Here is a 20,817-nt window from a genome sequence, read left to right on the forward strand (position 1 = left end):
TGACCACCGGCTGTCCACAGGTTTGTCCCCATGTCCCTGCTGAGCCCCTCCCGCAAAGACGGCGCCGAACGCGACGACGAGGTGGCGCGCCTGCGCGTGCCGCCGCACTCCAACGAGGCCGAGCAGAGCGTGCTCGGCGGCCTGCTGCTGGACAACCTGGCCTGGGACCGCGCGGCGGACCTGCTCACCGAAGGCGACTTCTACCGCCTGGAGCACCGGCTGATCTACGGCGCCATCGGCACGCTGATCGCCGCCAGCAAGCCAGCCGACGTGATCACCGTCTTCGAGCAGTTGCAGGGCCTGGGCAAGGGCGAGGACGTCGGCGGCCTGGCCTACCTGAACGCGCTGGCGCAGAGCGTGCCCAGCGCGGCCAACCTGCGTCGCTACGCGGAGATCGTGCGCGAGCGCGCCATCCTGCGCAAGCTGATCGCCACCAGCGACGAGATCGCCACCAATGCCTTCAACCCGCAGGGCCGCGCGGTGGCGCAGCTGCTGGACGAGGCCGAGGCGCAGATCCTGCGCATCGGCGAGGAAGGCGCGCGCCAGCGCCAGGGTTTCCAGGCCATCGACAAGCTGGCCGTGGCGCTGATCGACCGCGTGATGGAACTGGCCGAGAACGGCGCCGAGGACGTCACCGGCGTGCGCAGCGGCTTCTTCGACCTCGACCGCAACATGGCCGGTCTGCAGAAGGGCGACCTGATCGTGCTCGCCGCGCGCCCGTCGATGGGCAAGACCGCGTTCGCGCTGAACATCGCCGAGAACGTGGCCGTGCACGAGGGCCTGCCGGTGCTGGTGTTCTCGATGGAAATGGGCGCGTCGCAGTTGGCGCTGCGTCTGGTGGGCTCGCTGGGCCGCATCGACCAGACCCACCTGCGAACCGGCAAGCTGGGCGACGACGAGTGGGGCCGCCTGGCCGAGGCGGTGGACAAGCTCAAGCAGGCGCAGCTCTTCATCGACGAGACGCCGGGCCTGAACGTGGCCGAGCTGCGTGCGCGGGCGCGGCGCATGGCGCGCCAGTTCGGCGGCACGCTGGGCCTGATCGTCATCGACTACCTACAGCTGATGAGCGGCAGCGGCGGCAGCGACGAGAACCGCGCCACCGAGCTGGGCGAGATCTCGCGGGGCCTCAAGGGCCTGGCCAAGGAACTGCAGTGCCCGGTGATCGCGCTGTCGCAGCTCAACCGCAGCGTCGAGACCCGCACCGACAAGCGGCCGATGATGAGCGACCTGCGCGAGTCCGGCGCCATCGAGCAGGACGCCGACGTCATCATGTTCATCTACCGCGACGACTACTACAACAAGATGGATGGCCCGAACCCGAGCAAGGAGCCGGGGGTGTCGGAGATCATCATCGCCAAGCAGCGCAACGGCCCTGTGGGCACCACCAAGCTCACCTTCCTGAAGCCGCTGACGCGCTTCGAGAACATGGCGCCGGAGTACGGCAACGAGTATTGACGACAACACGGTACTGTATGAACATACAGCATGTCCGTGTCATCCGATCTCCCGCCGCCGGCGCCGCTGAAGGGGCGCGGCACGGTCTGGGCGCTGGAACATCGCTTCAGCACCACGCAGGCCGACGCTTTCGATGACGGCTGGGGCACGCTGGATCAAGCGGCCGGCGAGGAGCACCTGCCGCCCGACACGCAGATCATCGAGGAACAGGCGCGCAGCATCCTGGCGGCCAACGACTCGCCGGACATCGGCTTCGACCTGTCCATCAACCCCTACCGCGGCTGCGAGCACGGCTGCATCTACTGCTACGCGCGGCCCACGCACAGCTACCTCAACCTGTCGCCGGGGCTGGACTTCGAGACGCGCATCGTCGCCAAGGTCAATGCTGCCGACTGCCTGCGCGATGCGCTGAACGCCCGCGACTACCGGCCGCGGTCACTGAACATCGGTTCGGCCACGGACGCCTACCAGCCGGCTGAACGCCGGCTGCGCATCACGCGCGGCGTCATCGAGGTGCTGGCCGAGGCGCGGCACCCGTTCTCGCTGATCACCAAGTCGGCCGGCGTCGAGCGTGACCTCGACCTGATCGCCCCGATGGCGGCGCAGCGGCAGGCGGCGGTCTATGTGTCGATCACCACGCTGGACGGTGAACTGGCGCGTCGCCTGGAACCGCGTGCAGCTTCGCCGGTGCGCCGGTTGCGCACGCTGCGCACACTGGCCGACGCCGGCGTGCCGGTGGGGGTGAGCGTGTCGCCGGTGATCCCGTTCCTCAACGAACCGGAACTCGAGCGCATCCTGGAGGCGGCCAGAGACGCCGGCGCCACGTCGGCCTTCAGCATCGTGCTGCGCCTGCCCTGGGAGGTGAGCCCGCTGTTCCAGCACTGGCTGCAGCAGCACGTGCCCGACCGCGCGGCGCGCATCATGGCGCGGCTGCGCGAGATGCGCGGCGGGCGCGACAACGACGCGCGCTTCGGCAGCCGCATGACCGGCGAGGGCGTCTGGGCGCAGCTGCTGCGCCAGCGCTTCCATAAGGCCTGCCACAGGCTTGGGCTCAACCAGGCGAAGGCGCCTCTCGACGCCGGGCCGTTCAGGCCGCCGGCGAGACAGCCGGGGCAGGCGAGTCTGTTCTGACGGCCTGGCCCGCTGCGGGGTTGGTGTTGCCACTGGCGTTCCCGGTGCGCAGCACCAGAGCGCCGGCCGCGCGCTCGCCCTGACCCAGGCGCGGCGCCGCCCAGGAAAGCGCGTATTGGCGTCGCATGTCTTCGATCGATGCGTCCCAGGTCTCCGGGTTTTCGATCTTCTGCCGATAGCGCTGCAATGTCGCTGCAGCGGTGTCGACCAGCTTGGCGTTCAACGTGCTTCGGGCAGCCTCCATCAGGCCTTCCAGGGCTCGCGACGCATGCCCCTCCAGCACGTGGTTCATGGCCTTTTCCGACAGCGAGAGCACGTCGGCATGGCCCTGCTCCACAAGCTCCAGAAACGGCGGATGCCGCGCCACAGCCCGTGTGAGCAACTCCCCCACACTTCGCGAGGTGGAGAAGCGCCGGGCCAGTTCAAGCACGCAGGTGCCGACATCCTCGATGCACGCGCCAGCCTGAGTGAGTTCGGCCAACAGGGCCAGCAGATTGCAGGCGGCCTCGATGTCCAATGTGGCGTCGCTGCGTTGTGCGGTGAGTGTCTCGGCCAGTTCGACAGCCCGTGTCTTCTGCCCGGCGGCCATGCGTTCGAGGCTGGTCACCAGAATGACGAATCGCTCGAGCCGCTCGTTCTCCCCGCCGCGCTTGGCGAAGTGCTCCAGGTTCTCCTTGCAGCGCTGCAGTCCCTTGGCGTCCTTCAGCCCAAAGCGGGCCAGCCCCAGCACGACCAGGGACTGCATGTCGAACATCTTCGAGTTCACGCCCAGCAGCACGGCGCGGTCCAGGAGTTTCTCCGCCTCCTGCAGGTCACCGTTGTAGTAGGCCAGCAGCCCCTGCTTCTGCAGCCTGGGTATGGACCCGGGTGTCAACGAGGCCGCTTTGCGATAGGTCTCCAGCGCCTCGTCGAAGCGGCCCTGCTCGACCTGTACCCGCCCCATCACGTCCCAGGCGTCGGCGTAGTCGGGCTCGCTGGACAGCAGGGTCTCGAGTGACTTGCGGGCCTGATTCAACTGCCCGGCATCCACCTGGGTACGGGCGACCCCAAGCCTCGCCCACGGAACGGCACGGGATTCGATGATGGCCTCGTAGAGCTTGGCCGCAATGTCGTGACGGGACAGGCGAAGCAGCAGTTCTGCACCCAGCCGGGCGGCGTAAAGCCAGTACTCGCCCTGTTCGCGATACCGCTTGAGGCAAAGTGCCGCAGCCAGTTCGAGTTCGCCGGCTTCCATCGCCGCGAAGATCTGGGACAGTGACCGCTTGCGGTGGCGGGCATGGCGAAGTCGCTCACACAGCGTCGACGCCGCGTACGGCTTGAGCAAGTAGGAGTCGAGCGCCGATTCCGCCGCCTCGGCCACATGTTCGTAGCGCGCTTCGCCGGTGACCATCACGAACACCGTGTCGTAGGGCAGCAGGTTGGCTCGCCTCAGGTCTTCCAGGAGTTCCTGCCCGGTCATGTCCTCGCCGGGAAACACCTGCTCGCAGACCACGATGTCGAAACGCTGGGTTTCCAGTCGCCGTCGACCGTCCGACAGTCGCGGTGCCTGCACGATGTTGGGCACGCCGAGATCCCGCAACTGCGCGGTGATGATGCTGCGCGAGGACGGGTTGCCGTCGATGACCAGAGCATGGGCTCGGTCGATGTCCTTGTCCAGCATCATCATGCGGACGGCCTCCGTCGCGTCACCGCCGGCTGGCCTCTCAGGGCCAGCGCACCCGGCGGGCGCCGGGCCCGCATCACGCCGGCCAGGTGGGTCACCGGACGGCAGTAGCGCTCCTGCAACTGGCTGATCAGGTCCAGCATCGCGTCAGCGTCCTCCAGAGCCGCACGATGCCGGACGGCGATCATGGCTGCCATGTCGATGAGCTTGGCGTTCAAGGTCGCCCGGCCGCGCTCGAGCAGCAGCTTGATCGCCTGCCGGGGCCGCTGGCGTGCCGACATCGCCACTGCGCGTTCGGCGATGCCGTGGATCTCGGCGTGGGCCGTCAGGATGATTTCCGCCGTCTGCGGGTCGCGGCCTGCAGCCATGACCAGGATGTCGCTGACCACACGCGACACGCAGCACCGCCGCGCCAGGTCCTGCCGCAGGCTGGTGAGTTCGGGTTCATGCCGAAGATCTGCAGGCATCCGGGCTGCCAGCGCCAGCAGGAGCGTAGCTGCCTCGACGTCGAAACTGTCGCTTCGGTGCTCGCCCGCCAGCCGCTGGAAGCCTGCTCTGGCCGCGGCCATGTCGCCGTTGCCCAGGGCCTCCAACGTCAGCGGCACCAGGGTCATCCGACGCAGCCGAGCCGAACCCGGGTGCCTGCGCTGGAACGCCTGCAACTGTTCCAGTGCCCGGCTCACCGCCTTGGCCTGGCCCAGATCGTGCCCGCAGAGGGCCAGCAGCGCCAGGGTCAGGGCGTCGAAGAGCCTGGACTCGAGGCCCAGGGCCACCACACGCTCGAGGCAGCGCAGGGCTTCCTCGCTCGCGCCAGCATAAAAGGCCAGCGTGCCGTTGTGCTGCTGCCGGAGCAGGCAGCCCGGCGTGAGTCGCGATGCCGTGCGGTAGGTCTCCAGTGCGCCGGCGAACTCGCCCTGGTCGACCTGCAGCATGCCCAGCACATCGTAGGCGTCGGCATAGTCGGGTGAGTCCTTGACCAGCGTCTCGATCTCGCGGCGTGCCAGGGCCGTCTCGCCGCGCGCCGCACGGGCGCGTGACAATGCCAACCGGGCCCACCCCATCGTCGAGTCCTCTGCCAGGCTCTGGAGCAGATCCACTGCCTCGTCAAGCCGTTCAGCCTGCAGCAGCAGTTCTGCCGCCAGCCGGGCGCACAGGCGCCAGTAGCTGCCCTTGGCGGTCACGCGGGCCATGGCCAGCTCGATCGCATGATCCGTACGGCCAGCCTCCACCGCCGCATACACATCGGCCAGGGCCTGTTTGCGGCGGCGTGCCTCGTGTACGCGGTCGGACAAGTTCTGGGTGCTGTAGGGGCGAAGCAGGTAGCCGTCAACCACCGATTCCGCGGCTTCGCGCACAGCGCCGTAATCGGCCTCCGCGGTCACCATGATGAACGCCGTACCGTAGGGCAGCAGCCGCTCGCGGCGCAGTTCTTCCAGCAGGTCGTGCCCCGACTCGTCCGGGTCGGGGAAACTGGCCTCGCAGAAGACGAAATCGTAGGCGCCGCGCTCGAGCAGTACCCGGGCGTCGGACGGGCAGGCCGCGTGCTTCACCATGCCCACGCCGATGTCACGCAACTGTGCCATCAGCAGGCTGCGCGAGCCTGGTTGCCCGTCAACGACGAGGGCTCGCGTTGCCGAGATATCGCGCTGGACCGGTGCAGCCTGTGCTGGCGGCGCCTTGGCAGGGGCTACCAGCTCGATGCTGAAGTCGTAGGACAGGGCGGAAGGCGATTCCATCCTATCGATCTCGGCGTGGCACGCGGGAACTTAAGCAACTCCGTTGCCGCGTCGGCCGTCCAGTCGGCGTCGGCTATGCGGGCGGCCGGGCCTGCGTGGACCCCGCCAGCCTCCCGCCTACTTGAACAGGTCCTTGACGCGGTCCGTCCAGCTCTTGGCGTTGGGCGAGTGGCGGTCGCCCGCCTTGCTGAAGGACTCTTCCAGTTCCTTCAGCAGCTTGCGCTGGTGCTCGGTCAGCTTGACCGGCGTCTCCACCGTCACGTGGCAGTACAGGTCGCCCGGGTAGCTGGAGCGGATGCCCTTGATGCCCTTGCCGCGCAGGCGGAAGGTCTTGCCGTGCTGGGTGCCTTCGGGCAGGTCGATCTCGGCCTTGCCGCCCAGCGTGGGCACCTCGATGGTGCCGCCCAGCGCCGCCGTGGTCAGGCCCACGGGCACCGTGCAGTGCAGGTCGTCGCCGTCACGCTCGAAGACCTCGTGGGCCTTCATGCGGATCTCGATGTACAGGTCGCCAGGCGGGCCGCCGTTGGTGCCCGGCTCGCCGTTGCCGGCCGAGCGGATGCGCATGCCCTCGTTGATGCCGGCGGGGATCTTCACCTCCAGCGTCTTCTGGCGCTTGATCTTGCCGGCGCCATGGCAGCTGGGGCAGGGCTCGGGGATGATCTTGCCGGTGCCGTGGCAGTGCGGGCAGGTCTGCTGGATGCTGAAGAAGCCCTGGCGCAGGTGCACCGTGCCGCTGCCGTTGCAGCTGGGGCAGGTCTTGGGCTGGGTGCCGGGCTTGGCACCGCTGCCGTGGCAGGTGTCGCAGCTGTCCCAGCTGGGGATGCGGATCTGCGTGTCCTTGCCGTGGGCCGCCTCCTCCAGCGTGATCTCCATCGCGTAGCTCAGGTCGGCACCGCGGTAGACCTGCTGGCCGCCGCCACCGCGCCGGCCGCCACCCTGGCCGCCGAAGATGTCGCCGAAGATGTCGCCGAAGGCCTCGGCGAAGCCGCCGAAGCCCTCCGGCCCCGGGCCGCCGCGGCCGCCGCCCATGTTGGGGTCCACGCCGGCGTGGCCGTACTGGTCGTAGGCCGCTCGCTTCTGGGGCTCGGAAAGGATCTCGTAGGCCTCCTTGGCCTCCTTGAACTTCTCCTCGGCCTTCTTGGCGTCGTCACCCTGGTTGCGGTCAGGGTGGTGCTTCATGGCCAGCTTGCGGTAGGCCTTCTTGATGTCGTCCTCGGAGGCGTTCTTCGGCACGCCGAGGATGTCGTAGTAGTCGCGTTTGGCCATCAGTGGGTCCGTATCCTGGAAACGCTGGAAGTGAAACCGCCGCGCCGGGCGTCAGGCGAGGCCTGGCGCGCGGTCGCGGCGCAGAGCGGGGGCGGGCCGGTGGCCCGCCGGCCACGTCACTTCTTCACTTCCTTGAAGTCGGCGTCGACCACGTTGTCGTCGTCGGCCGGCTTGCCCGGCGAGGCCTTCGGCGCCTCGCCACCGGCTTCGGCGCCGGCGGCGGCCTGCGCGGCCTGCGCGTCGGCGTAGGCCTTCTCGCCCAGCTTCTGCGCCGCGGTCATCAGGGCCTCGGTCTTGGCTTCGATGTCGGCCTTGTCGTCGCCCTTGAGCGCCTCCTCGGCGTCCTTCAGCGCGGCCTCGATCTTCTCCTTCTCCGGCGCGTCGAGCTTGTCGCCGTGCTCGGCGAGGCTCTTCTTGACCGTGTGCACCATCGCGTCGGCCTGGTTCCGGGCCTGCACCAGCTCGAGCTTCTTCTTGTCCTCGGCCGCGTTCATCTCCGCGTCCTTGACCATCTTCTCGATCTCGGCCTCGCTGAGGCCCGAGTTCGCCTTGATGGTGATCTTGTTCTCCTTGCCCGTGCCCTTGTCCTTGGCGCTGACGTGCAGGATGCCGTTGGCGTCGATGTCGAAGGTGACCTCGATCTGCGGCAGGCCGCGCGGCGCCGGCGGGATGCCCTCGAGGTTGAACTCGCCCAGGCTCTTGTTGCCCGTGGCCATCTCGCGCTCGCCCTGGAAGACCTTGATCGTCACCGCCGGCTGGTTGTCGTCGGCGGTGGAGAACACCTGGCTGAACTTGGTCGGGATGGTCGTGTTCTTCTTGATCATCTTCGTCATCACGCCGCCCAGGGTCTCGATGCCCAGGCTCAGCGGGGTGACGTCCAGCAGCAGCACGTCCTTGCGTTCGCCGCCCAGCACCTGGCCCTGCACGGCGGCGCCCACGGCCACGGCTTCGTCCGGGTTGACGTCCTTGCGCGGCTCCTTGCCGAAGAACTCCTTGACCTTCTCCTGCACCTTGGGCATGCGCGTCATGCCGCCGACCAGGATCACGTCGTCGATGTCGCTGGCCTTCACGCCGGCATCCTTGATGGCGATCTTGCAGGGCTCGATCGTGCGCGCGATCAGTTCCTCCACCAGGCTCTCGAGCTTGGCGCGGGTGAGCTTGATGTTCAGGTGCTTCGGGCCCGAGGCGTCGGCCGTGATGTAGGGCAGGTTGACGTCGGTCTGCGTGCTGTTGGACAGCTCGATCTTGGCCTTCTCGGCCGCTTCCTTCAGGCGCTGCAGGGCCAGCACGTCCTTGGTCAGGTCGACACCCTGCTCCTTCTTGAACTCGGTGACGATGTAATCGATGATGCGCTGGTCGAAGTCCTCGCCGCCCAGGAAGGTGTCGCCGTTGGTGGACAGCACCTCGAACTGCTTCTCGCCGTCCACATCCGCGATCTCGATGATCGAGATGTCGAAGGTGCCGCCGCCGAGGTCGAACACGGCGATCTTGCGGTCGCCCTTGCCGTGCTTGTCCAGGCCGAAGGCCAGGGCCGCGGCGGTGGGCTCGTTGATGATGCGCTTGACCTCCAGGCCGGCGATGCGGCCGGCGTCCTTGGTGGCCTGGCGCTGCGCGTCGTTGAAGTACGCCGGCACCGTGATCACGGCCTCGGTGACCTCTTCACCGAGGTAGTCCTCGGCGGTCTTCTTCATCTTGCGCAGGATCTCGGCGCTGACCTGGGGCGGCGCGAGCTTCTTGCCGCGCACCTCCACCCAGGCGTCGCCGTTGTCGGCGGCCGCGATGGTGTAGGGCATCAGGTCGATGTCCTTCTGCACTTCCTTCTCGGTGAACTTGCGGCCGATCAGGCGCTTCACCGCGTACAGCGTGTTCTTCGGGTTCGTCACGGCCTGGCGCTTGGCCGAGGCGCCCACGAGGATCTCGCCATCCTCCTGGTAGGCGATGATGGACGGCGTGGTGCGGGCGCCCTCGCTGTTCTCGATGACCTTGGTCGTGTTGCCTTCCATCACGGCCACGCACGAGTTGGTGGTGCCGAGGTCGATGCCGATGATCTTGCCCATGTTGTGTGGCTCCTGAAGCTGGAATTCGGTTGTCTGGAAGTTGTGGATAAGTCGTCCGGTTTCAAGTCACCGGACGCTGATGTCGATCATTTCGGCGCGGCCACCGTGACCAGGGCCGGGCGCAGCACGCGGTCGGCGATCAGGTAGCCCTTCTGCAGCACGGCCACCACGGTGTTGGCCTCCTGCTCGGCCGGCACCATGCTGATGGCCTGGTGGTGGTGGGGGTCGAACCTGGTGCCGGCCGGCGGGGCGATGGGCACCACCTTGTGGCGCTCCAGCGCGGCGAGCAACTGGCGCAGCGTGGCGTGCACGCCTTCGAGCACCTGGGCGGCCGTGGCATCCGGGATGGCGATGGCGGCCTCCAGGCTGTCGGTCACCGGCAGCAGGCTCTCGGCGAAGGACTCGACGGCGAACTTGCGCGCCTTGGCCATCTCCTCGTCGGCCCGGCGGCGGGTGTTCTCGGCCTCGGCCTTGGCGCGCAGGTAGGCGTCGGCCACCTCGGCATGCTTGGCCTGCAGGGCGGCCAGTTCGGCCGCGGGATCGGAGGTCGTCGCGCCGGCGGCGGCGTCGTCGGGGGCGGCCGTGCCCTGCGGGTCGGCGGTCTGGGGGTCTTGGGGGTGCATGTCGGAGGCGGTGTCGGAGGAAGGCTGCGCGGTCATGCCCGGGCACATGGGGGCGCTTGCCGGGGTTTCAAGAGGGGTCTTTGCGCCGGCGCGGGCCGGGCAGCGACCGGGGCGGGGTCAGTCGTCGTCGAGCGAGGCGCTCCAGCGTTGCCAGCTGCGCAGCTCGCGTCCCTCGCGCTTGGTGGGCCGGCCCTGGGCGATGGCCTGGGCCGGCTCGGCCGCCAGGCGTCGCGTCTCGGCCGCCTTGGCCCGGTTGGCCAGGCTCTCGGCCGTTTCGGTGTACAGCCCCTGGGCCAGTGGCGCGGGGCCGCGCACGGCCGACAGCGCCACCACCGCCACGCAGCGCCAGACCTGGTCCTGGCGCATCTCCACCAGGTCACCCGCCTTCAGCTCCCGCGCCGGCTTGGCCGGCTGGCCGTTGACGCGCACGCGGCCCTTGTCCACCTCGTCGGCGGCCAGGGCGCGGGTCTTGTAGAAGCGGGCGGCCCAGAGCCACTTGTCCAGGCGCAGGCGGTCGGTCAGCGGCAGTTCGGTCATGCGGTGGGGGCGGCGGCCAGCGGCAGGCGGACGATCGCGTCCAGCCCCACCACCTTGCCGTGCTCCCGCCGATTGTCCAACGTCAGCGTGCCGCCCAGCGTCTCCACGATCTGACGGCAGATGGCCAGCCCCAGCCCGCTGCCCGCTGTGCCGCCGCTGGCCGCCAGCGGTGTGCCGCTGCCGGCACCGGCCACGAACGGCTGGAACAGGCGGTCGCCCAGCGCCGGGTCGAGGCCCGGGCCCTGGTCGGCCAGCGTCAGCGCGGCGTGGCGCCCGTCGGCCACCAGGCTCAGCGTCAGCGGCGCGCCATCGGGCGAGTGCCGGATCGCGTTGTGCAGCAGGTTGCGCAGCAGCTCCCGCAGCATCCACTCGTGCGCCCGCACCGGCGCCGGCTGGGTCTCCACGGCCAGCGCGATGTCGCGTGCCGCGGCCAGCGGGGCCAGGTCCAGCGCCACGTCGCGCGCCACGGCCGCCAGGTCCACCAGGCCGGCATCGCCCTGCTGGCGGAGTTGCTCCACCTTGGCCAGCGCCAGCATCTGGTTGGCCAGGGCAATGGCACCGTCCACCGTGTGCGCCATCTCGTCGAGGGCACGCTCCGGCGGCAGGTCGCCGCGCCGGGCCGACTGCAGCTGTGTTTTCAGCACCGCCAGCGGCGTGCGCAGCTGGTGCGACGCGTCGCGCACGAAGCGCTGCTGGTGGGCCAGCAGGTGGTCCAGCCGCTGCATCACGTGGTTGGTGGCGTCCAGCAGCGGCGTCAGTTCCCGCGGCGCCTGTTCGGCGTCGATCGGCGTCAGGTCGCCGGCGGGGCGGTGGTCGATGGCCGCGCCCAGGTCGCGCACCGGGCGCGTGGCGCGCTGCACCACCCACAGCACCACCACCGCGATGAGGCCCAGCAGCAGGGCCTGCCGCCACGCGGTGTCGAACAGGATCTGCCGGGCCAGCGCCTGCCGCAGTTCCAGCGTCTCGGCCACCTGCACGGTGGCCATGCCCTGGGCCTCGGCGCTGGCCACCGGCTGCAGCAGCACGGCCATGCGCACCGGCTCGTCGCGGTAGAACTCGTCGTAGAAGTGCACCAGCGCGGCGTAGACGCCGCGGTCGGGCAGGCGGCGGTCGGGCGGGGGCAGGTCGTCGAAGCCGGAAACGACCTCGCCGGCGAAGCCCAGCACGCGGTAGTACAGCCGGCTGCGGCTGTCGGCCTCGAAGGCCTCCAGCGCGGAGTAGGGCACGGACGCAACGACCCGCGGCGCGCCGCCATCGGCCGCGGCGGCGAGCGCCAGTTGCTCGCCCAGCGACTTGGCCGTGGCCAGCAGCGTGCGGTCGTAGGCGGTGTCGGCAGCGGCCAGGGCCTGCCGGTAGAGCATCACCGTGTTGAGCGCGACCACGGCCACCGTGGGCACCAGGATGCCCAGCAGCAACTGGCGCCGCAGGGATGGCCGGTGGCGCTTCAGGCGTTGGGTCACGCGTCGATTCACGCCGCAGTCTTCAGCAGGTAGCCCAGGCCGCGCAGTGTCACCAGCTGCACCGGCAGGTCGGCCAGCTTGCGCCGCAGCCGGTAGGCCACCACCTCCACCGCCTCGGGCTGCACCTCGGCATCGCCGGGGAACACGAGTTCCAGCAGCCGCTCCTTGGCCACCGCCTGGCCAGGCCGGCTCAGCAGGGCTCGCAGCATGGCGGCCTCGCGCTGGGTGAGTTCCAGCGGCTGCCCGCCATGCAGCACGGCGCCGGACTCGGCGTCCACGTGCAGGCCGCCGAAGCGCGGTGCGGCATCGGTCCCGGCCGGGTTGCCGCGACGCGCGAGCGCGCGCACGCGCGCTTCCAGTTCGTCGAGGTCGAAGGGCTTGGCCAGGTAGTCGTCGGCGCCGGTGTTCAGGCCCAGGATGCGGTCGCCCACGGTGCCGCGGGCGGTGAGGATCAGCACCGGGGTGCGCAGCCCGTCGGCCCGTGCCTGGCTCAGCACCTGCAGGCCGTCCAGGCCGGGCAGGCTGAGGTCCAGCAGCACCACGTCGGGCAGGCTCGCGCGCCAGCGGTCGAGCGCACGCGCGCCGTCGCCGCACAGCAGCACCTGCATGCCGCGGCGCTCGAAGCTGCGCTGCAGCGTGGCCTGCATCGCCGGGTTGTCCTCCACCAACAGCAGCTTCATGGCGGCCGGATCATAGGCGGCAGCGGGTAATCCCCAGGGCCGTGGACAGCCGATTGACAGGCTCGCTGTCGAGCATCGTGGCCATCACGGTTCCTGCAACGAGGAGACAACCCATGCGTCGCGACACCTTCCTGAAGTCCCTGGCCGCGCTGGCCACCGGCAGCAGCCTGCCGATGACGGCCTGGGCCGCCGGCAACCTGAAGCTGATGATCCCGGCCAACCCCGGTGGCGGCTGGGACGGCACGGGCCGCGCGCTGGGTGCGGCCATGCAGGAGGCCGGCGTTGCCTCGTCCATCACCTACGAGAACAAGGGCGGTGCCGCTGGTGCCATCGGCCTGGCGCAGTTCTACAACGCGCGCAAGGGCGATGGCGACGCGCTGATGGTGATGGGCGCGGTGATGCTGGGCGGCGAGATCCGCAACAAGCCGCCGGTGTCGGTGACGCAGGTGACGCCGATCGCGCGCCTGACCACGGAATACAACGTGTTCGTCGTACCGGCCGACTCGCCCTTCAAGACCATGGCCGACGTCGTGGCGCAGTTCAGGAAGGATCCGGGCAGCGTGAAGTGGGGGGGTGGCTCGGCCGGCTCCACCGAGCACATCGCCATCGCGATGCTGGCGCGCGAGGTGGGTGTGGACCCGATGAAGATCAACTACGTGCCCTTCCGCGGCGGTGGCGAGGCCACGGCCGCGATCATCGGCGGCAACGTCAGCGTCGGCGGCAGCGGCTACAGCGAGTTCCAGCCCTACATCGAGGCCGGCAAGATGCGCGCCATCGGCGTCACGTCCGAGGCCCGCCAGGCCGGCATCCCGGTGCCGACGATGAAGGAGCTGGGCTTCAACGTGGTGCTGGGCAACTGGCGGGGGGTGTATGGCGCCGCCGGGATCAGCGACGCGCAGCGCAAGGCGCTGGTGGACATGGTGGTGAAGGCCACGAAGACCAAGTCCTGGGCCGCGTCGCTGGAGAAGAACAAGTGGACGCCGGCGCTGCTGGCGGGCAAGCCCTTCGCCGACTTCGTGGACGAAAGCTTCGCGTCGCTGCGCGCGACCATGGTCAAGGCCGGCATGGTCTGACGATGAGCGACCAGCCGCAGGACGCGATGCCCGACGACCGGTGGGCACAGAAGGCCATCGGCGTCGGCGTGCTGGCCGTGGCGGCCATGCTGGCCTTCGGCGCCGTGCAGATCCCGGGCGAAGCCGGCTACGCCGGCGTGGGCCCGAACTTCCTGCCCTGGGTGATCACGGCAGCCCTGGCCGTCTGCGGTGCAGGGCTGCTGTGGCAGGCCTTCAGCGGCGGCTTCCGGCCGCGCGAACTGCCGTCGGGCGGCGAGCGTGGCGACTGGCCGCCGCTGGCCTGGGTGGTGGCCGGCATCGTGCTCAACGCGCTGCTGATCGAGCGCGCCGGCTTCATCGTCGCCTGCACCCTGTGTTTCGTCTGCGCCGTGCGCGGGCTGCGCCAGTCCGAAGGGGCTGTGGGCGGGGGGCTGCGCCGCTGGGCGCTGGACGTGGCCACGGGGGCGCTGATCGCGGCGCCGGCGTACTGGCTGTTCACGCTGGTGCTGGACATCAACCTGCCGGGCCTCACCGGCACCGGCTGGCTCTGAGCGTTCGCTGACGATGGACATCTGGCAGAACCTGATCGCCGGCTTCGCGACCGCGGCCACGCCCATCAACCTGATGTGGGCCTTCGTGGGCTGCGCCGTGGGCACCGCCATCGGCGTGCTGCCCGGGCTGGGCCCGGCGGTGACGGTGGCCATGCTGCTGCCCATCACCGCGCAGGTGGAGCCCACGGCGAGCATGATCTTCTTCGCCGGCATCTACTACGGCGCGATGTACGGTGGCTCCACCACGTCCATCCTGCTCAACACGCCGGGCGAGACCGGTACCATGGTGACCGCGCTCGAAGGCTTCAAGATGGCCAAGAGCGGCCGCGCCGGGGCGGCGCTGGCCACCTCGGCGATCGGCAGCTTCGTGGCCGGCACCATTGCCACTGTGCTGGTGACGCTGTTCGCGCCCATCGTGGCCGACTACGCGGTGCTGCTGGGCCCGCCGGAATACGCGCTGCTGATGCTGCTGGCCTTCACCACCGTCAGCGCCGTGCTCGGCGGCAGCAAGCTGCGCGGGCTGACGGCGCTGTTCATCGGCCTGGCCATCGGCCTGGTGGGGCTGGACCAGATCACCGGCCAGGCGCGCTACGTGGGCAGCGTGCCGGAACTGCTGGACGGCATCGAGGTCGTGCTGGTGGCGGTGGGCCTGTTCGCGGTGGGCGAGTGCCTGTACACGGCGATGTACGAAGGCCGCTTCAAGCCGGATGCCAACCGCATGACCCGCGCCCACATGACGCGTGCCGAGTGGCGCCGTTCCTGGCCCGCGTGGCTGCGCGGCACGGCGCTCGGCTTCCCGTTCGGCACCATCCCCGCCGGTGGCACCGAGATCCCCACCTTCCTGAGCTACGGCGTCGAGCGCAAGCTCTCGAAACACAAGGACGAGTTCGGCACCGTCGGCGCCATCGAGGGCGTGGCCGGGCCGGAGGCCGCCAACAACGCCGCCGTCACCGCCACCCTGGTGCCGCTGCTGACGCTGGGCATCCCCACGTCGGTGACCGCGGCGATCCTGCTGTCGGCGCTGCAGAACTACGGCATCAACGCCGGCCCGCAGCTGTTCCAGACCAGCTCGGCGCTGGTGTGGGCGCTGATCGCCAGCCTCTACATCGGTAACGTGATGCTGCTGGTGCTGAACCTGCCACTGGTGGGCCTGTGGGTGAAGCTGCTGAAGATCCCGCGCGCGCCGCTGTACGCCGGCATCCTGATCTTCGCCACGGTGGGCGTCTACGGCATGCGCCAGAGTGCCTTCGACCTCTACCTGATGCTGGGCTTCGGCCTGGTGGGCGTGGTGATGCGGCGCTTCGACTTCCCCACGGCACCGGTCATCGTCGGCATGATCCTGGGGCCGCTGGCCGAGGCGCAGATGCGCAACGCGCTGTCCATCGGCGAAGGCAGCTGGCTGGTCTTCGTGCAGCGGCCGATGTCGGCCACGCTGCTGGCGCTGGTGGTGGCGGTGCTTGTCGGCCCGCCGCTGTGGCGGGCGTTGCAGCGGCGACGCTGACGCGCGGGCGAGGCGCCGCGGCCCGCCCGTCGTCAGTCTGGCGCACCCATCGCCAATGCGCGCGACCGTTGCGCCGCCAGGGCGTCGGCATCGGGGGCGGTGCGCGTGTCCCAGCCCTGCAGGTGGCGCTCGGTCAGGTCGGCCAGCGCCGCCAGCCAGTCGGGGCGCGCGTTGAGGCAGTCGATGTAGTGGAAGGTCTCGCCGCCGGACTCGAGGAAGGCGTCGCGCACTTCCTCGCCGATCTCCTCCAGCGTTTCCAGGCAGTCGGCCACGAACCCTGGGCACATGACGTCGACGCGCTTGACGCCGTCGGCGGCCAGCTGGCGCAGCGTGGGTTCGGTGTAGGGCTCCAGCCAGCGTGCCTTGCCGAAGCGGCTCTGGAAGGTGACCAGCAGGCGGTCCTTGTCCAGTCCCAGGGCCTGGCCGAGCAGGCGCGCCGTCACGTGGCACTGGCAGTGGTACGGATCCCCCAGCAGCAGCGAACGGTGCGGCACGCCATGGAAGCTGAGCACCAGCCGGTCGGGTTGGCCATGCTGCGCCCAGTGCTCGCGAACACGCGCGGCCAGCGCGGCGATGTAGCCGGGGTCGTCGGCGTACTCGGCGACGAATCGCATTTCCGGCACCCGGCGGGCGCCGGCCAGCCACTGGCCGACCCTGTCGCTCACGCTGGCCGTGGTGGCGGCCGCGTACTGCGGGTACATCGGCAGCACCAGCACGCGGGTGGCGCCTTCGGCACGCAACGCATCCAGCACGTCGGGGATGGCCGGCTGGCCGTAGCGCATGGCCGGGCGCACGAGCACCCGGTGACCGCGCTCGCTGAGCAGCGCCTGGAGGCCGTCGGCCTGACGCCGGGTCCACACCGCCAGCGGCGAACCTTCAGGGGTCCAGACGGTGGCGTACTTGGCGGCCGATTTCGCCGGACGTGTGTTGAGGATGATGCCGTGCAGGATCGGCCACCAGGCCAGGCGCGGGATCTCCACGACGCGCGGGTCGCTGAGGAACTCGGCCAGGTAGCGGCGCAGCGCCGGTGCGGTGGGCGCATCGGGCGTGCCTAGGTTGACCACCAACACCGCCGTGGTGGCGGCCTGGCCATGGCGGTAGGCGGGTTCCTGGCGGTAGGGCATGTGTGGTTCAGTTCGCGGCCCGCAGCGCGGCCAGCGTCAGGCGCACGTCGTCGGGCATCACCGGCTTGCGCCAGACGAACTGGAAGCCCGCGGTGATGGCCATGTCGTGCAGGTCGTCGGGTGCATCGGCCGAACACAGGGCCGCCGGGAGGTCGGGGGCTTGCAGGAGCCGACGCAAGGCGGCCAGCAGGGCCAGGCCATCGGTGTCCGGCAGGTGCAAGTCGAGCACCACGAGGTCCGGCGACCAGCGCGCGGCCAGGGCCAGTGCGTCGCGGCCACACTCGGCCATCTCGAGTTCGGTCACGCCGGCATCCCGGCAGCTCTGCTCGAGCAGCATCGCGTTGACGCGGTCGTCCTCGACGCAGAGCAGGCGCATCAGGTCTGGGTCGGCAGCCAGTCGTCGACGGGCCGCGTTGCCGTCTGGCTGAAGCGCAGCACCTCGAAGTCCACACAGGCCGTGCCGCTGTCCAGCGGCGTGCCGCCCAGGCCGATGGTGCCGCTGCCGTGCAGCGTGCAGCTGCCGCGCCGCAGGCTAACGATCTCGCCGTCGGCGAAGCGCACGCAGGTGCCGTTGAAGCTGAGGTCGGTGAGCTGGAAGCTGCCGCCGTGCCAGTCGATCCGGCAGTGCGAACGCGAGACGCGGTTGTCGTCGACGCAGAAGGCCGCCTGCGGGCTGCGCCCCACCACCAGCGGCAGGTTTTGGCTGGCGAACAGGCGCTCCGCGTGCTGCCAGTGCAGCCGCAGGCCGTCAGGCTCCTCGACGGGCGCCGGCATGTCGCCGAACTGCGTCTGCGCCTGGTCCACGGTGCCACGACGGCCGCCCAGCACGTGCACCTGCACCGGCTCGGCGCGGCCGCGCAGCGCCAGCCGGTCCAGGCTGCGAAAGCGCGTGCGCTGTTCCAGCGGCAGGCCGAGCAGCACCTCGACGGTGAGCAGGGTTTCGTTGTCGCCCGCGTGGTCGAGCAGCCGGGCAGCGACGTTGACCGCGTCACCGAAGGCGTCACCCCCCATCTCGACGATCTCGCCGCGGGCCAATGCCACCTGCAGGCGCAGCAGCCGCAGGCCCGACGAGGCACCGCGCTCCTGGCCGCGCAACACCATCGAGTCGAGCAGGTCGTGCATCTGTGCCGCCGCCTGCGCGGCGTGATGCGACTGGTCGAACAAGGCCATGAGGCCATCGCCCAGCGTCTTCACGACCCGGCCGCCGCAGCCTTCCACCGCACGCGCCAGCGCCCCCACGCAATGCGTGACGACCGAGGTCGCCTCGGCGTTGCCCAGGGTCTCGAACAGCGACGTGCTGCCGCGCAGATCGGCGAACAGGACGGTGCTTTCGGTGATGCGGGTCATCAGGCCGCGAAGTGTAACGTCCGTCACGGAACGGGCCCGCAGATGCGGGCCTTGTTCACATGGCGCACGGCGGCCCGCCGGCGCGGGCCAAGTGCCTGACCAACCCTGCAGGCTGTCCAGGTACGTGCGCAGCTTGTGCCTGCGGCGCCGCCGCGACCGCCCTTGGCGGCACGCATCTCGCCAATCAAAGATTGTCGAGATACGTCCTGAGCTTGTCGCTGCGGCTCGGGTGCTTGAGCTTGCGGATGGCCTTGGCCTCGATCTGGCGGATGCGCTCGCGCGTGACGTCGAACTGCTTGCCGACCTCCTCCAGAGTGTGGTCGGTGCTCATCTCGATGCCGAATCGCATGCGCAGCACCTTGGCCTCGCGCGGGGTCAGGCTGTCGAGGATGTCCTTGACCACGTCGCGCAGGCCGGCCTGCATCGCGGCCTCGATCGGGGCGGTGTTGTTGGTGTCCTCGATGAAGTCGCCCAGGTGCGAATCATCGTCGTCGCCGATCGGCGTCTCCATGGAGATCGGCTCCTTGGCGATCTTCATGATCTTGCGGATCTTGTCCTCGGGCATCTCCATCTTCTCGGCCAGCGTCGGCGCGTCCGGCTCGTAGCCGAACTCCTGCAGGTGCTGGCGCGAGATGCGGTTCATCTTGTTGATCGTCTCGATCATGTGAACCGGGATGCGGATGGTCCGTGCCTGGTCGGCGATGCTGCGTGTGATGGCCTGCCGGATCCACCACGTGGCGTAGGTCGAGAACTTGTAGCCCCGGCGGTACTCGAACTTGTCCACCGCCTTCATCAGGCCGATATTGCCTTCCTGGATCAGGTCCAGGAACTGCAGGCCGCGGTTGGTGTACTTCTTCGCGATCGAGATCACCAGGCGCAGGTTGGCCTCGATCATCTCCTTCTTCGCGTCGCGGCTGGCCTTCTCGCCCGCGTTCATCTCGCGGTTGATCTCCTTCAGGTCCTCCAGCGGCACTACGGCGCTGGCCTGCAGGTCGATCAGCTTCTGCTGCAGTTCCTGCACCGCCGGCAGGTTGCGTTCCAGGATGTCGCTGTAGGGCTTGCCGGCGGCGGCCTCCTTGGCCGCCCACTTCAGGTTCAGCACGTTCGGCGGGAAGTGCTTGATGAAGTGCTCCTGCGGCATGCCGCAGCGGTCGACGGTGATCTTGCGGATCTCGCGCTCGTAGCGGCGCACGTCGTCCACCTGCGAGCGCAGGATGTCGCACAGCTTCTCGATCGTCTTGACCGTGAAGCGGATCTTCATCAGCGTGTCGCTGATGGCCTGCTGGGCCTTGTTGTAGGCCGGCGACTTGTAGCCTTCCTTCTCGAAGGCGCGGCGCATGCGCTCGAAGTGCCCGCGCAGGTCGGTGAAGACCTCCAGCGCCTGGTTCTTCAGCTCCTCGAGCTTCTTCGTCAGCGCCTTGGAGCCGCCGTTGCCGTCGTCGTCGTCTTCCTCGTCGAACTCGTCGAAGTCCTCCTCGGCCACGTAGTCGTCGGCCTCGTCGTCGCTGACGAAGCCGTCGACGACCTCGGAGATCTGCATCGTGCCGGCAGCGATGCGGTCGGCCATCGCCAGGATCTCGGCAATGGTCGTCGGGCTGGCGCTGATGGCCAGCATCATCGCCTGCAGGCCGCCTTCGATGCGCTTGGCGATCTCGATCTCGCCTTCACGCGTGAGCAGTTCCACCGTGCCCATCTCGCGCATGTACATGCGCACCGGGTCGGTGGTGCGGCCGAACTCGGAGTCGACCGTCGACAGCGCCGCCTCGGCGGCCTCCTCGGCCTCCTCCTCGGTGGCGGTGGAGGTGTTGCTGCCGCTGATCAGCAGCGTGGCCGCGTCGGGCGCCTGCTCGTAGACTGCGATGCCCATGTCGTTGAGCATCGAGATGATGGCCTCGAGGATCTCCTCGTTGACCAGCTTCTCGGGCAGGTGGTCGTTGATCTCCTGGTGGGTCAGGAAACCACGGGTCTTGCCCATCTTGATGAGCGTCTTCAGCTCGCTGCGGCGCTTGGTGGCTTCCTCTTCCGTCAGCGCCGTCTCGTCCAGGCCGAACTCGCGCATCAGCGCGCGCTCCTTGGCGCGGCTGACCTTCATGCGCAGCGGCTTGGCCTTGGCCTCCTTCTCGTCGACGGCCTCGACCTCGGCCTCGACCTCCAGTTCGGCGTCGACCTCGACCTCGGTGTCGCCGTCGCTGTCGACGTCCTCGTCCTCGATGGCCTGGGCGGTCCGGCCCTTGGGCGACTTGCCGGCGGTCTTGGCCGCAGGCTTGCCCTTGGCCGCCGGCTTGGCCGGCGCCGCCTTGGCCGGTGCGGCCTTCGCGGACGACTTCGCCGCGGCCGGTGCGGCGGCGGCCGTGGTCGCGGCCTTGCCCGAAGCCACCTTCAGCGCCTTGGTGTCCTTCGGGTCGGCGGCAGGTTTGGCGGCCTTGGCCTTCTTCGGCGTTTCAGCGGCGGCCTTCTTCGGATCAGGGGCGACGGTCTTCTTGGCGGTCATGCGGGTCCTCGTAGATGAGCGGGTGTCGCGTCCGGACATGCTGCGACCGGCCTCGGGCCGGGCACCTGCACACCTGGACCCCAGCGGGTCGACCGGTGCGCGGCCACGGCAGGCCGTTCGTGCTGTCGGGCGGGCAAGCTCGC

The 20,817-nt window shown here is 69.5% G+C and carries 16 protein-coding genes and 1 pseudogene; 5 read left to right on the plus strand and 12 right to left on the minus strand.

What is annotated here, in order from left to right; genetic code table 11:
- Nucleotides 1–30: 30 nt before the first annotated feature.
- Nucleotides 31–1,455, plus strand: a complete 1,425-nt coding sequence (dnaB, locus tag ENE75_RS04985) for a replicative DNA helicase (RefSeq protein ID WP_128196180.1) — start codon at nt 31–33, stop codon at nt 1,453–1,455.
- 30 nt (nt 1,456–1,485) lie between these two features.
- The gene (locus ENE75_RS04990; RefSeq protein WP_128196183.1) at nt 1,486–2,586 is read left to right on the plus strand and encodes a PA0069 family radical SAM protein; all 1,101 of its coding nucleotides are present in this window, start codon (nt 1,486–1,488) and stop codon (nt 2,584–2,586) included.
- 871 nt (nt 2,587–3,457) lie between these two features.
- Here ENE75_RS04990 and ENE75_RS25785 read toward each other — a convergent pair.
- From ENE75_RS25785 to ENE75_RS05030, 8 genes and pseudogenes are all read right to left on the minus strand, one after another.
- A pseudogene (locus tag ENE75_RS25785) lies at nt 3,458–4,252 on the minus strand (response regulator); the annotation flags it as partial.
- Nucleotides 4,249–5,985 (minus strand): response regulator, encoded by a 1,737-nt coding sequence (locus ENE75_RS05000; RefSeq protein ID WP_128196187.1) that lies wholly within the window; start codon nt 5,983–5,985, stop codon nt 4,249–4,251. The gene ENE75_RS05000 and the pseudogene ENE75_RS25785, both read right to left, overlap by 4 nt.
- Before the next feature lie 117 nt (nt 5,986–6,102).
- Nucleotides 6,103–7,251: a molecular chaperone DnaJ gene (gene dnaJ / locus ENE75_RS05005; RefSeq protein WP_128196189.1), complete on the minus strand. Its 1,149-nt coding sequence runs from the start codon at nt 7,249–7,251 to the stop codon at nt 6,103–6,105.
- A 116-nt stretch (nt 7,252–7,367) separates the two neighbouring features.
- Nucleotides 7,368–9,356: a molecular chaperone DnaK gene (gene dnaK / locus ENE75_RS05010; protein WP_259371700.1), complete on the minus strand. Its 1,989-nt coding sequence runs from the start codon at nt 9,354–9,356 to the stop codon at nt 7,368–7,370.
- A gap of 38 nt (nt 9,357–9,394) precedes the next feature.
- The gene (gene grpE / locus ENE75_RS05015) at nt 9,395–9,931 is read right to left on the minus strand and encodes a nucleotide exchange factor GrpE (RefSeq protein WP_128196194.1); all 537 of its coding nucleotides are present in this window, start codon (nt 9,929–9,931) and stop codon (nt 9,395–9,397) included.
- 117 nt (nt 9,932–10,048) lie between these two features.
- Entirely contained in the window at nt 10,049–10,468 is a 420-nt protein-coding gene (locus tag ENE75_RS05020; RefSeq protein WP_128196196.1) for an Hsp15 family ribosome-associated heat shock protein, read from the minus strand.
- The gene (locus ENE75_RS05025; RefSeq protein ID WP_233258922.1) at nt 10,465–11,928 is read right to left on the minus strand and encodes a sensor histidine kinase; all 1,464 of its coding nucleotides are present in this window, start codon (nt 11,926–11,928) and stop codon (nt 10,465–10,467) included. Before ENE75_RS05025 ends, ENE75_RS05020 begins: the two co-directional genes overlap by 4 nt.
- 8 nt (nt 11,929–11,936) lie before the next feature.
- Complete coding sequence (locus tag ENE75_RS05030) at nt 11,937–12,608, minus strand: response regulator transcription factor (RefSeq protein ID WP_128196198.1); 672 nt, start codon at nt 12,606–12,608, stop codon at nt 11,937–11,939.
- Nucleotides 12,609–12,721: 113 nt separating this feature from the next.
- Here ENE75_RS05030 and ENE75_RS05035 point away from each other — a divergent pair, with 113 nt between their 5' ends.
- Genes ENE75_RS05035 through ENE75_RS05045 form a run of 3 tightly spaced genes read left to right on the plus strand, consistent with a single transcriptional unit; the run spans nt 12,722 to nt 15,712 of the window.
- Nucleotides 12,722–13,681, plus strand: coding sequence for a Bug family tripartite tricarboxylate transporter substrate binding protein (locus tag ENE75_RS05035; protein WP_128196199.1), 960 nt, complete (start codon nt 12,722–12,724; stop codon nt 13,679–13,681).
- Between the two features lie 2 nt (nt 13,682–13,683).
- Complete coding sequence (locus ENE75_RS05040) at nt 13,684–14,211, plus strand: tripartite tricarboxylate transporter TctB family protein (protein WP_128196201.1); 528 nt, start codon at nt 13,684–13,686, stop codon at nt 14,209–14,211.
- Between the two features lie 13 nt (nt 14,212–14,224).
- Entirely contained in the window at nt 14,225–15,712 is a 1,488-nt protein-coding gene (locus ENE75_RS05045) for a tripartite tricarboxylate transporter permease (RefSeq protein ID WP_128196203.1), read from the plus strand.
- A gap of 32 nt (nt 15,713–15,744) precedes the next feature.
- Here ENE75_RS05045 and hemH read toward each other — a convergent pair whose 3' ends face one another.
- From hemH to rpoD, 4 genes are all read right to left on the minus strand, one after another.
- Complete coding sequence (hemH, locus tag ENE75_RS05050) at nt 15,745–16,836, minus strand: ferrochelatase (protein ID WP_128196205.1); 1,092 nt, start codon at nt 16,834–16,836, stop codon at nt 15,745–15,747.
- Between the two features lie 7 nt (nt 16,837–16,843).
- Nucleotides 16,844–17,212: a response regulator gene (locus tag ENE75_RS05055; RefSeq protein ID WP_128196207.1), complete on the minus strand. Its 369-nt coding sequence runs from the start codon at nt 17,210–17,212 to the stop codon at nt 16,844–16,846.
- The gene (locus ENE75_RS05060) at nt 17,212–18,183 is read right to left on the minus strand and encodes an adenylate/guanylate cyclase domain-containing protein (RefSeq protein ID WP_128196210.1); all 972 of its coding nucleotides are present in this window, start codon (nt 18,181–18,183) and stop codon (nt 17,212–17,214) included. The genes ENE75_RS05055 and ENE75_RS05060 overlap by 1 nt, the downstream gene beginning before the upstream one ends.
- Before the next feature lie 184 nt (nt 18,184–18,367).
- Entirely contained in the window at nt 18,368–20,674 is a 2,307-nt protein-coding gene (rpoD, locus tag ENE75_RS05065; protein ID WP_128196212.1) for an RNA polymerase sigma factor RpoD, read from the minus strand.
- Nucleotides 20,675–20,817 lie beyond the last annotated feature (143 nt).

The sequence above is a fragment of the Rubrivivax albus genome (genome assembly GCF_004016515.1).
In the GTDB taxonomy this organism is placed as follows: domain Bacteria; phylum Pseudomonadota; class Gammaproteobacteria; order Burkholderiales; family Burkholderiaceae_C; genus Rubrivivax; species Rubrivivax albus.